Source organism: Muriicola sp. Z0-33 (genome assembly GCF_026126425.1).
Lineage (GTDB): Bacteria > Bacteroidota > Bacteroidia > Flavobacteriales > Flavobacteriaceae > JAFMPW01.
In genome coordinates this window covers 42551-53986 of sequence record NZ_JAFMPW010000018.1, presented here as the reverse complement: position 1 = coordinate 53986, position 11436 = coordinate 42551, and the positions used below count along the sequence as shown (strand labels likewise).

General features: G+C 40.2%; 13 protein-coding genes and 1 tRNA gene. 6 read left to right on the top strand and 8 right to left on the bottom strand.

The features are described from left to right. Window positions 1-410: 410 nt before the first annotated feature. Window positions 411-485 (bottom strand) — tRNA-Val (locus J1G40_RS17210). A 291-nt stretch (window positions 486-776) separates the two neighbouring features. Here J1G40_RS17210 and J1G40_RS17205 point away from each other — a divergent pair. From J1G40_RS17205 to J1G40_RS17185, 5 genes are all read left to right on the top strand, one after another. Then, window positions 777-1454 carry an FMN-binding protein gene (locus J1G40_RS17205; RefSeq protein WP_265243902.1) on the top strand — a complete coding sequence of 226 codons (678 nt, stop codon included), beginning with the start codon at window positions 777-779 and terminating at the stop codon, window positions 1452-1454. Window positions 1455-1458: 4 nt separating this feature from the next. Further along, the gene (locus tag J1G40_RS17200) at window positions 1459-2232 is read left to right on the top strand and encodes a GNAT family N-acetyltransferase (protein WP_265243901.1); all 774 of its coding nucleotides are present in this window, start codon (window positions 1459-1461) and stop codon (window positions 2230-2232) included. Between the two features lie 28 nt (window positions 2233-2260). Continuing rightward, window positions 2261-2749: a hydrolase gene (locus tag J1G40_RS17195; protein WP_265243900.1), complete on the top strand. Its 489-nt coding sequence runs from the start codon at window positions 2261-2263 to the stop codon at window positions 2747-2749. A 154-nt stretch (window positions 2750-2903) separates the two neighbouring features. After that, the gene (locus tag J1G40_RS17190) at window positions 2904-3404 is read left to right on the top strand and encodes a hypothetical protein (RefSeq protein ID WP_265243899.1); all 501 of its coding nucleotides are present in this window, start codon (window positions 2904-2906) and stop codon (window positions 3402-3404) included. An 11-nt stretch (window positions 3405-3415) separates the two neighbouring features. Continuing rightward, complete coding sequence (locus J1G40_RS17185) at window positions 3416-3784, top strand: GerW family sporulation protein (RefSeq protein ID WP_265243898.1); 369 nt, start codon at window positions 3416-3418, stop codon at window positions 3782-3784. A gap of 151 nt (window positions 3785-3935) precedes the next feature. On the opposite strand, the gene J1G40_RS17180 is transcribed toward J1G40_RS17185, so the two are convergent. The 7 genes from J1G40_RS17180 to J1G40_RS17150 form a co-directional block, all read right to left on the bottom strand. After that, window positions 3936-4961: an NAD-dependent epimerase/dehydratase family protein gene (locus J1G40_RS17180; RefSeq protein ID WP_265243897.1), complete on the bottom strand. Its 1026-nt coding sequence runs from the start codon at window positions 4959-4961 to the stop codon at window positions 3936-3938. Further along, complete coding sequence (locus J1G40_RS17175; RefSeq protein WP_265243896.1) at window positions 4958-6133, bottom strand: M20 family metallopeptidase; 1176 nt, start codon at window positions 6131-6133, stop codon at window positions 4958-4960. The genes J1G40_RS17180 and J1G40_RS17175 overlap by 4 nt, the downstream gene beginning before the upstream one ends. Beyond that, a complete protein-coding gene (locus J1G40_RS17170; RefSeq protein ID WP_265243895.1) occupies window positions 6130-6741 on the bottom strand; it encodes a flavin reductase family protein in 612 nt (203 codons plus the stop codon). The genes J1G40_RS17175 and J1G40_RS17170 overlap by 4 nt, the downstream gene beginning before the upstream one ends. Window positions 6742-6857: 116 nt before the next feature. Then, entirely contained in the window at window positions 6858-7841 is a 984-nt protein-coding gene (locus J1G40_RS17165; protein WP_265243894.1) for an MlaD family protein, read from the bottom strand. A 4-nt stretch (window positions 7842-7845) separates the two neighbouring features. Then, window positions 7846-8568: an ABC transporter ATP-binding protein gene (locus J1G40_RS17160; RefSeq protein ID WP_414855672.1), complete on the bottom strand. Its 723-nt coding sequence runs from the start codon at window positions 8566-8568 to the stop codon at window positions 7846-7848. Between the two features lie 56 nt (window positions 8569-8624). Continuing rightward, window positions 8625-9407, bottom strand: coding sequence for an MlaE family ABC transporter permease (locus J1G40_RS17155; RefSeq protein WP_265243892.1), 783 nt, complete (start codon window positions 9405-9407; stop codon window positions 8625-8627). Between the two features lie 166 nt (window positions 9408-9573). Further along, window positions 9574-9975 (bottom strand): cupin domain-containing protein, encoded by a 402-nt coding sequence (locus J1G40_RS17150; RefSeq protein ID WP_265243891.1) that lies wholly within the window; start codon window positions 9973-9975, stop codon window positions 9574-9576. Window positions 9976-10181: 206 nt separating this feature from the next. On the opposite strand from J1G40_RS17150, the gene J1G40_RS17145 reads away from it, so the two are divergent. Continuing rightward, window positions 10182-11318, top strand: a complete 1137-nt coding sequence (locus J1G40_RS17145; protein WP_265243890.1) for an alpha/beta hydrolase — start codon at window positions 10182-10184, stop codon at window positions 11316-11318. The last annotated feature ends 118 nt before the right edge of the window (window positions 11319-11436 follow it).

Below are 11436 nucleotides of genomic sequence, written 5' to 3'. Positions count from 1 at the left end.
AGACCTTTGATAGTGAGGAGCCAGGCGGTGCGATGGCGATAAATCCCAATTTCGTGAATCAATTAAAAGTTCGCTCTTTTTTGCAGTTCATCCTTAAACGCAGGATGTAATTTTTTTATCCCCCTCTCCCATTGGATTACTCGCTACACTCCTGATCCAAAGTCAATCCCCGACTGCAATTAGGGCCGAACGCAAAGCAAAGGTCTGGCAGACCTTTGATAGTGAGGGGCCGGGCGGTGCGATGGCGATAAATCCCAATTTCGTGAATCAATTAAAAGTTCGCTCTTTTTTGCAGTTCATCTTTAAACGCAGGATGTAATTTTTTTATCCCCTGTAGCCGCTCAAACAAGTTTGGCGACTTTCGGGGATAAAAAAATCCACACAATACTGTGTGGATTTTCTGAGTGATGTGGAGTGTATTGGATTCGAACCAACGACCCCCGCCCTGTCAAGGCGGTGCTCTAAACCAACTGAGCTAACACTCCTTTTTATATTATTTAGCAAGCCAGGAGCTGACTACCATTCTTAATATCGATCAGGGCGTGCAATATCGGAAATTTATTCAAAGTTCCACTAACCCGATAAGGTGAAATTGCAGATATTTTTAAATGTATCCTTCGTAATTCTCAACTCTTCTTTTTTGCGCCCAGAATACAATTGCCCAGCGTCTTAAAATGGGCACACTTCATTTAAGTTCCTGCTAGCTGACATCGGTCATTTTAAAATTGATTCTCAGTAATTACATTAGTCGGTCCAAACAAACAAACGCAAAGAATATGAGGCAGGTACCACATTTGAATATGTACATTTTAGCTTTTGGAATGTTGTTTTTAACCCTTTGGAATTGCAAAGAAAAACCCGTTCCTAAAGCAACAGTTGAAAAAGCGGAAATGGTACAAACCATTTCAAAAACAATTAAGGAGATAGCAATATTTGCAGACCTCTCTTTAACAGATACCACAGATATCACCACCCTGATGTCCTTTAAGGAAATTGACGAAAATGGTATGCTGACAGAAAGCGATGCACAAAAAACCGAGCAACTTTTTAAAGCCTTAACCAAAGTAAAACCGTTGGCAAGTTTCCCTGTGGTTGAAATTAAAAATACAACCCTGGTCATCCTGGTTACTAAAGGAAAAGGATTTGCCGGAGGTATCTGGGCTAAAATTTTAATAGATCGGGCATCTGGAAAAGTTCAAAAAATTCAGTTCGACCATATTGCAGAATCTGAGGGCTATGGGTCCGGCATCACCAGAAAATCATTTGAAGATCAATTCATTGGCATGCCTGCCTATATGGAACCAAACACCCTAAGTCTTATTCAGGACGGAAAAGTGATTGGAGAAGGCATATACAAGATTGATGGGATTGCGGGGGCAACTGCTACTAGTAAAGGGGTGATAGATATGCTACATCAGGGTTTGGAGAACTACCAAAACTACCTTAGACCATAAGAAAATGAAATCAATAAATATTATTAACGTAACACCTGACAATATCCTGGAAGAGGGTTTATTCTGTATAAAGGATTTAAAAAATCCGGGTTTTCACAGCAAAAAGAAATGGTTTCAAAAACGATACGCAGAAGGATTGAGGATGAAAATCTTAAAAGACTCCAATTCTAAAATGATCGGATTTATAGAATATGTGCCAGCGGTAAACGCATGGCGGCCGGTGGAGGCTCCAAATTTTATGTTTACTCATTGCATGTATGTTTATCCTAATAGCAATAAGAACAAAGGATATGGATCACTGCTTATAAACGAAGCAGAAAAAGAAGCGCGGGAAAGTAATATGCAGGGCATATGTGTAATGACCAGCAAGGGATCGTGGATGACAGACAAACGCATCTTTGAAAAAAACAACTTCAAAGCGGTAGATCAAAGAGGCCGTTTTAACCTGCTCTCGAAAAAGTGGGATGAAAATGGACTAAATCCTAAACTTCTGGATTGGACCTTAAAGCAAAAAAAATACAGAGGCTGGCATTTACTCTATTCAGATCAATGCCCCTGGCACGAAAAATCTGCAGAAGCCTTATGCAATGTAGCCATGGATTTCAACATCAACCTGCAAATTGAAAAGATTAAAACGGCATATGCGGCAAGGAATGCCCCCTCCGGATTTGGGGTATTTAATCTTTTGCATAACGGTAAGTTGCTTGAAGACCATTACATAAGTGCTACCCGCTTTAAAAATATCCTCAAAAAAGAACTCAAAATGGCAAAGCACTGATAATAATAAACTCACAACACCCATAATCATGAAGCCAGAAAACAACGAATGCTGCCCCACATTTCGGCCGGCAAAATGGTCTGAAAAAACATTCAACTGGGAGAACAAAAAATTCATCAGGGCCTGGGTACCTACTTTTTTTCATATCCCATTGCCTCCAATGATCGGAAATAGAATTACCAGATTGATGAAGTTAGCCGGTGATGCAAAAAAGCTCGAAGCTGACAAGGAAGATATTCTGGTACTATTTACTGATCCAAATGCCTTTATGTCTGAGATTTATCTGGCGGTAACAGACAGAGTGCCTAAAGCCCGGAACACCGTCCTTAGCGGCAGGTTCATTACAAAGGTTTTTGATGGGGCTTATAATGATATTCCCAAGTTCATAAAAGAAATGGATATTTATTTAATGAACTTAAACGAAACTGCTAAAAGGTTTTTTGTACACTATGCCTATTGTCCTGGTTGCGCAAAAAAAACAGGGCATAATTTTATGGTTCTCTTTGCAGAAGTGTAAACAAAAACTGCCTTTTAATAGGTCGACTTCAATTAGCACAACCCCAATTCCTTTGTTGAATATTTATGCTTTAAGCTCACAATTTTTCGCTATTCATGACCAAGGTCATTGCTGCGTCGTAAAGGTTTAATTTCCTTTGCTGAAAATATTAACAATGCTACTTTCTGTTGTTTTTATTCTGCTATTTTTCTTTGTTCTGTACATTCTCTTTGTGCCTATAGAGCTGTTTATAGATACCCGGGGTAACAATTACTACCTCCAGTTAAAGGGACTCGCAAAGGTTCAAATAGAAGGACATCAGGATGAGGTTCTAAGAATTAAACTGATGGCTTTTTTTATGAGGTTTTATTTCTATCCCCTTAGGAAATGGAACACTACTAAAAAGAAAGGTCAGAAAAAGGAAATTGCAAAGAAGAAGAGAAAGTATTTAGACCTGAAGAAGGGTCTTAGATTGCTGCGCTCCTTTAAGGTGAAACGCCTGCTGATAGAAATGGATACGGGAGATTGTATTTCAAATGCAAAATTATATCCGGTATTTGCCTTCCTGGATTATCATGTTGGCGAGTTCTATATCAACTTTGAAGGAAGAAACAGGCTGGCCATTCATTTGCAGAACAGGCCTATTAGAATCATTAAATCATTTATTAACTTTTAAAAAATTGGATTATGGATTTACACTTGGAAGAATTAATTATGAAGATAACAGATTTTATAAAATCTGAAGCCAAAACAGATACTGTTGTTGGTGAACCATTTGAACTGGGAGAATTTAAATGTGTCCCTGTAATTAAAGTAGGTATGGGCTTTGGTTCTGGAGGAGGTGAAGGTACCGAAGCTAAAGGCCGCAGAGGCGAAGGCATGGGTGCCGGTGCCGGTGTAGGTATAGAACCCATTGGTTTTTTAGTGACCAAAGAGGATGAAATTTCCTTTCTGGAAGCAGGTAAAACACATGGCTTGGCTGCCGCTTTCGAAAAAGTACCGGACCTTATAGAAAAACTTGCTGAGAACAGACGCAAAGAAAAAGAAATGGCATAACATTTCTGGTATAACTCTGAGTACCAAGCTGAGTAGATTTCCACATCTGAATTCGTGGACATCTACTCAGTGTTTTTTGCAGGGTACTCTTCTTTAGTTCATCTTTTTAATTGTTATATGACCAATTCATATTCGACGAAAAAGGGGAATTTTAATGTATCAGTGAACAGCCGGTTTTGTTTTCCAGGATTTTCTTTAATTTCTTGATATTGGTGAAGTCGATTAAGTTGATGGCCGGCACCCCGCAAAGTCTCTTTATCATTCTTACCCCTGCCAGCGTATTGGAAGCTACGCCACTTACAATATCGGGTTTAATATTAAATGCCTCCATAAGTCCATATACCGCATAAGGGTCCGATGCACTAAGAATAATACACTTTATATGTTTTCTTATTTTCTCTATGGCGATATCCCCGTTATAAGGCTCCAGGGGTGAAGCACCTATTTCAATTACTGCAATGTCGGCATTCACAGCGGCTATTCTGTTCAGCATTTTATGCAGCTTATCTTCATAGTCATCCTTTGTACAAATAGAAGAAGGCAAACCAACATCAACAAAATCTATTATAGCATCAGCACCAACATCCTTTATGGCCAGTATGTCTTTATACCGGCCAGCTCCGCTAAGTTTGGCCCCCACTACCTTGTAGCCCGCCTGTTTAAACAAATTAGTGACAATTCTGGCTGAGGTAGTTTTCCCGGCAGACATAGAAGTCCCTACAAAGAGGATAACTGGAGTATTGAACTCTTGGTCCTTAACCGACTCTACAAAACTTTCCATGGTCAGCTTTTTTCCATCTCTAAAGGCATGCCCTGTATATTTCACTTTCATCATCTTAGGGATAAACGCGGATTTAGAAGTTAGTTTGCCAAGAAGTCCGGCCCCGGTGAGCACAGACATTTTCAGGTCATCCTCTACATTTCTCCAGCTGCCGGTAGCTTCTAAAGTGGCAAATCGCTCACCCAATGCCCCTACAAGCGATTCCCCGCCAATTACTCCCCTCATTCTTCCATTGGGTAATTCTAGCCTTAGGCGGTCGCTCCCGGCATTAACAATTTTACAGACAACATAATCGCCAGTTGCCCATGCTTCTTTATCTATCGCGACCACTTCGAATTCATGTTCCGCGAGGTCAGAAATCCTGGTCAATGATGTGTATATATAATTATGATTCATGGCTTTCCGTTTAAGGGTTCTGTTAATAGTAGTAGCGCTAATAAAGCTGTTCTTTCTATTAGCTTGTTGTGTAATATGTATTCATGAGCAGCGTGTGCTCCGTCACCCGGGGTTCCTAAGCCGTCAAGAGTTGCCGTAAACAAACTAGTGGTATTTGCATCCGAGCCACCGCCTGCCGTTGCCTCTTGCAGATCTACACCCAACTGCTTCCCCTGGGCCTTTGCAAGTTTCCACAATTCCTCGTTGCGAATGGTTTTCTCCATCGGAGGCCTGCCAATTCCGCCTTCAATATGCAGTTCAACATCTTTTAGATAGGGTTTAAGCTTTTTAATTTTTTCAGTAATATCATCGCCATCTTCTTTTCGAAGTACCCGAACATCAACTATAGCCTTACTTAAGGGGGCTATTACATTAGGGGAAATGCCACCTTCTATCATGCCTATATTTACGCTGATCCCCCTATCCAGATCGTTCATTGCATAAAGCTTTTGCACCTGATGTGAGAGTTCTACAATGGCGTTAATTCCCTTGGCCGGATCTAGCCCTGCATGGGCAGCTTTTCCTTTTACCGTAATGGTAAACCTTCCCAAACCTTTTCTTGCGGTCTTAAGCTTTCCATCCAGGCCCAGAGGAGGTTCCAAAATATAGGCCCGGTTAGCTATTTTTGCCAATCTTCTGATGGTGGCCGTGGATTCCCTGCTACCTATCTCCTCATCTGAATTAATTAGTATGACAGGCACTACTTTCATCTCCAAAGACAACGCCTGAATGGTCAATATGGAAAAAACCATTTGGGTAAGGCCGGCTTTCATGTCATATACCCCGGGACCTTTAATCTTGCCGTTTTTATGCTTTATAGGCATCTGTTCCAGGGTACCAAAAGGCCATACGGTATCGCAATGTCCTACCAAAAGTTGAATGGGTAAGTCCCTTTTTCTGTTTTTAGGTCTTGCATACAAATAACCTCCGGTTTTATGACCGGGAACATGAATAGCCATGAACCCCATGCTTTCTAACTGCTCTTTTAAAAAGTCGATGATTTTGAATTGCGCATTTCTTTTTTTTGAGGGGGTTTCCATGGCAACAAGCTCTTTTAAGAAAAGAATCATTTGCTCGCGGTGAGCTGTCAGATATTCTAAAGCCCTGGTGCCGGTATTTTGAGATTGCCTCATCTTTTAAAATCTTTAGGATAAGGAAAATTGTTTGTTGCTGAAATCTCTGCAAATCTGCCGGGAGCGATATATGCCAGTAAATGATTTTTTAATAGTTGTTCGCCCTCATCGCTATCAGAAACTCTCATATAATCATTATGGGTATAGGCGGCCTTAATTTTGCCTGTAATCAGACTATTCTTATCAAAGCCGTCGATGATCTTAAACAACTCGCATTCCAGATAGAGATAAGCCCCGGCAACAAGGGGAGCGTCTACAATTGATGCTTTTATGGTGGGTAAAGCGGCTACGATGCCTTCAGATTTGGAAATAGCATCATTGCGTGGACTGGCACTAATAGAAGTTGCTAATATCTGCTCTGGCCTTGGGAAACTAACCGTAAACTCCCCATTTTCCTTAATATTACCATAAGTGTTATGTTCCGGGGTACAAACAAAGCCAAAGTAATTTCCAAATCCCATCGGACATGCCATATGCTTTGGGGCAAGGTCGAATCCAGAATTTTCTTTACTACCTATAATTACCAATGGGGCAACGGTAAAAGTATGCTCCCATATTGGATGTTCAACCTCAAGTTTTGTATAGCTTTTATGTTGATTAATACTCATCTGCCGATCTATTTTTAGAAGGTTAAATGTGCCGTACAAAGGCCATTATAGCATCTGGCATGAAAAGTTAGTCTTTTAAAAAAACCCTCAGAATGAGCAATGTCATTGTTCGGAGATTAGTGGTTTTTTTCTTCTTTTTTTCGCTGTTTTTCTTGCTTCCTAAAGTACCCCCGGGTTAAAAAATTGTGTTTTAATGCTTCCATATTCTGATTGAATCGAGCAGTTCCTTCTTCTATATTTATCATTATGGTATCTAATCTGACGGCAAGTGTTGTATCTGTCGCCAAATAGTTTATAGCTCCGCCCTCTTTGGTCATGCCGTTTATTACACTGTCTAGCGAAGTGGTCAGAGAACTAATTCTTTCTCCTGATGTTTCAAGGTTGTTGAATATGCTTTTCATTTTCTGTGCTGCCACCGAATCACTTAAAAGTAACTGGGCCACACTTTCTTCATTATTTAAGGCACTGATAAATAGGTTCAGATCCTTGATTGTGGCATTGGTTTGAACACTTGCCACCCTTAAGTTCTTAATGGTCTCTTCTAAATTATGTGCCATAATAGTATCATTCAGCAACAACCCAAAAGTACCTCTGCCATTTGTAAGGGCTGAGGTCACCTTAAGCAGGTCGGCAGTAAGTAAGGCGGCATTCTGATTGGTTACATTTAACGTACTCAGCATATCTTCTGCTCCTATTCTACTATAGGAGGTAATAGTATCCCCGGATTGTATAGGAGATGCCAGAGTAGCTCCGGGAACAATATTCACAATCATACTCCCCACAAGACCGTCGGACCCAATGGTGGCAATAGCGTCTTTCTTAATGTGCTTCAGCATTTTTTCTGAAATCAGCATGCCCACTATGATTGTGGTATCATTCTCCATTTCAACCTTGTTTACCGTACCGATATCAATCCCGGAATAGCGCACATTATTCCCTTTTTGAAGCCCATTGACATTTTTAAATACTGCGTTGATCACAAAGGTGTTGCCAAACATGTTTTGCCTGTTACCAATAATGTAAGCAGCCACCACAAGCAAGATTGTACTTAATACTACAAAAACGCCTAATCTTATTTTTTCTACTGTTGTTTTTTCCACGGTCTTATTTTTTAAAGAATGCTTCTACTTTAGGATCTGCGGATTTTACAAGCTCTTCGTAAGTACCTTCCACATAATTTATGCCGTCTACCAGCAAAATCATCCGTTCTGATATCACCCGTGCGCAGTCCACATCATGAGTAATGATCAGTGATGATGTACCATATTTCTTCTGTATACTGCGCATTAGTTCTATTATCTCTTTGGCCGTTATAGGATCCAGGCCACTTGTAGGTTCGTCATACAAGATTATTTTCGGCCGGAGTATCAGGGTTCTGGCGAGGGCCACCCGGCGTTTCATACCCCCTGAAAGCTCCTCGGGCATCAGATCTATCGCTTCTGCAAGTCCCACATTTTCCAAAGCCTCTAATACCAACGCATCCAAATCTGATCCCTTTCCAAGTTTGGCCCTGTGCCTTCTCATCGGAAATTCTAAATTCTCGCGGACGGTCATTGAGTCGTAAAGTGCGCTCCCCTGGAACAAAAAGCCAATATCAGAGCGCAAATCATCTAATGTTGGCCTGTCCAGATCTTTAATTTCCTTCCCCATAACAGAGATATAGCCGCTATCAGGTGCAATGAGGCCTACCAGACATTTGATCATGACAGATTTTCCTGAACCGGACTTTCCCATTACTACCAGGTTTTCCCCTTTATAGAGCTTCATATTAAACCCGTTGAGCACATGATTATCCCCAAAACTTTTATGAAGCCCCTCTATATGCATAATTAGCTCGGGCTCTTCCTTAATAGTCTGTACGTTAGTATTTTTCCTCTCCACTTTCATAAATCATAGAATATATCGGATATAAAAACGGCTATAAAATCTATCACAAATAATAACATAGACGTAAATACCACCGCAGTATTTGCTGCCAGGCCAACTCCTGCGGTACCTTTTTTACTGTAATACCCTTTAAAACAACCCACTAATCCAATGGCAAAACCAAAAAAGAAAGATTTTATGGTGGCCGGTACAAGATCCCTGTAATCAAGGGCGTCAAAAACCTTGTTAAAATAGAGTTGGAATGAGACGTTCCCTTTAAAATTTTCTACAAGAGCGGAACCATACAGGGCAATGGCATCACCTAATATCACCAGTAATGGCAGCATTAGGGTGGCTGCCAGGATGCGGGTAACTACCAAATACTTAAAAGGGTTGGTACCAGACACTTCCATGGCGTCTATCTGCTCTGTAACCCGCATGGAACCAAGTTCGGCACCGATGCCTGAGGCAACACGCCCGGCACAAACCAAAGCGGTAATTACAGGTCCAAGCTCACGAACTATTGAAATACCTACCATATTAGGCATCCAGCTTTCCGCCCCAAATTCTATAAGTGTTGGCCTGGACTGTAATGTTAGTACCAGGCCAATTATAAAACCTGTAACCAATACAAGTACCAGAGAGCGGTTTCCCATCTGATAACACTGTCTGATTAACTCTTTATATTCAAAAGGAGGCCTTAATACCTCTTTAAAGAATCTGCCGGCAAAATAGGCCAGTTCACCAATTTCAAGAAAGAAGTCCTTAATACCGCCTGTTAGAGATTTTGTGGTTCCCATATTGTGCTTTAACTAAGGATGCTTTATTGTCAAATATACCCCTAGTCTCAATGGATAGAAATGATAAAAATCATGTGGGAACCTGGGTTAAACCAAGGAATATGCTGTATTTAAAAAGACCATAGAAGGTGAAGGATTCAACTAATTTGCAGGCAACCACTTAGCACTATTGATCAAAAAACACCAGTATCACCAAATCTTCCTCTATATCCGTGAATTTATGGGGTATTTCGGCTTTTACAAAGAGTATACTGCCTTTGGAAACGTTAGATTCCTGATTATCTGCGGTGAATTTCGCCTTCCCTTCTATAATGTAATAGACCTCATCTGTACCGTGAGGTTTTTGCATATCGGTCTCCCCGGACTTTAAATGGTAAATACCTGTAAGCACATTTTCGCCTTTTAAGAAGGCGTTCCATCTTTTGTCGGCCGATTTCAACTGGGTAACCAGGCTATCGGCATGAAAAAAAAGGGTATTCGAATCTTCGTTTTTGTCTTCCTCTTGTGCGCTAAGGTTCAGAGAAAAGGTTATTGCAAACAACCAGAACAGCAAATTAATATATTTCATATTTCAGGGATTTATTAGCAGGCATATTAAGGTACAACATTGTACACAAACCTCATTTGATCTACGATTAAGATTATAAGATGAATGGGCCGGACAGAAAATTCCTTTAAAGGTATTGATGATTTGCTATCTTAGCTACTAGCGATATACAGTGCATAAAGTGCTATATTCACTTACTATATGCAATGGATTTTAAACGCTACTTTATGAAATACAAATTAGGCATTGTTGCTTTGATTCTATTAGGGGCTTGTATCAATCAGTCAAAAAAAGAAAAATATGCTGCTGCTACTTATTTTCGAAACAACCCTCTCGAATCTCCTATTCCATATAAGAGTGAAACCATTGAATTTATAAACGTTAAGGATAGTATCGTGTTAAAAGGCACCCTTACTTATCCCAACACAGCATCCAAATCTTATCCAGCTGTTGTACTCATGCATGGAACAGGGAAGCATGGTCGTGATTATAGCGTTTATAATCATAAGCCCTTTTTGGTTATGGCCGATTATTTAAGTAGGAATGGAATAGCCGTATTGCGCTATGACAAACGGGGTTTTAAAGAGTCACAAGGCAATTTTGATGCCGCCACTTATGATGATTTTGCTTCAGATGGATGGAGTGCTGTGCAGTACCTGAAAAATAGGAAAGATATTGATTTTAACACCATAGGGGTTGCAGGACATAGTGAAGGAGGTAATACAGGTCCCATGATTGCAGCGGAACATGAATTGGATTTTTTAATCCTATTGGGCGCATCAGGAATACCTTATTCCGTAGCAGACAGTTTGTTCTCTATTGGGATGGCTAAGGCAAGAGGTTTTTCAGAAGAGCAGATATTACTAGAATCTCAAGTTAATGATTCTTTAATTAAACTAGCTTTAGATATGGACCTTGGGCAAGCACTAGAGGATTCTATTTATAATATGGTCGTTCGAAACCGTAATGATCTTTCAGGATTGGAAGGACTGACAGGAGAAGATTTCGATGAAGTAATCGAGTTGCTTTATATAGAATATTATGCCAGTCCAGCATTTAGAGAGTTTTGGGAAGGACCAACTCCAGAAGATTATCTCAAGCAGGTTCGATGTCCCGTGCTATCTATTGGAGGATCATTGGATTTGAATGTTCCCGGTGTTCCTAATGTAGGTGTCATTGACCAAATTCTTAAAGAAGCTGGTAATACCGAGGTCACTTCTAAACTAATGTCAAACCTCAACCACATGCTACAACCTGCAAAAACAGGATTACCGGAAGAAATAGACAGTATCGAAATGACCATTGCGCCCGAAGTCTTAATACTAATGAAAGATTTTATTCAAAAACAGGGGGAAAAAGATTAGTGAAAATTAAAGTCAATAGCATTGAAAGCCATAAATGCCAGGACTTTTTCGTTTATAAACTGACATAGCACTATATCAGGTTGCAATTGTCATAAGATAAGATAAAAATAAACTAAGA

Coding starts and splice junctions, on each gene's coding strand:
- J1G40_RS17205 (WP_265243902.1), top strand. CDS start 777: ATGAGGCAGGTACCACATTTGAATATGTACATTTTAGCTTTTGGAATG.
- J1G40_RS17200 (WP_265243901.1), top strand. CDS start 1,459: ATGAAATCAATAAATATTATTAACGTAACACCTGACAATATCCTGGAA.
- J1G40_RS17195 (WP_265243900.1), top strand. CDS start 2,261: ATGAAGCCAGAAAACAACGAATGCTGCCCCACATTTCGGCCGGCAAAA.
- J1G40_RS17190 (WP_265243899.1), top strand. CDS start 2,904: ATGCTACTTTCTGTTGTTTTTATTCTGCTATTTTTCTTTGTTCTGTAC.
- J1G40_RS17185 (WP_265243898.1), top strand. CDS start 3,416: ATGGATTTACACTTGGAAGAATTAATTATGAAGATAACAGATTTTATA.
- J1G40_RS17180 (WP_265243897.1), bottom strand. CDS start 4,961: ATGAATCATAATTATATATACACATCATTGACCAGGATTTCTGACCTC.
- J1G40_RS17175 (WP_265243896.1), bottom strand. CDS start 6,133: ATGAGGCAATCTCAAAATACCGGCACCAGGGCTTTAGAATATCTGACA.
- J1G40_RS17170 (WP_265243895.1), bottom strand. CDS start 6,741: ATGAGTATTAATCAACATAAAAGCTATACAAAACTTGAGGTTGAACAT.
- J1G40_RS17160 (WP_414855672.1), bottom strand. CDS start 8,568: ATGCATATAGAGGGGCTTCATAAAAGTTTTGGGGATAATCATGTGCTC.
- J1G40_RS17155 (WP_265243892.1), bottom strand. CDS start 9,407: ATGGGAACCACAAAATCTCTAACAGGCGGTATTAAGGACTTCTTTCTT.
- J1G40_RS17150 (WP_265243891.1), bottom strand. CDS start 9,975: ATGAAATATATTAATTTGCTGTTCTGGTTGTTTGCAATAACCTTTTCT.
- J1G40_RS17145 (WP_265243890.1), top strand. CDS start 10,182: ATGAAATACAAATTAGGCATTGTTGCTTTGATTCTATTAGGGGCTTGT.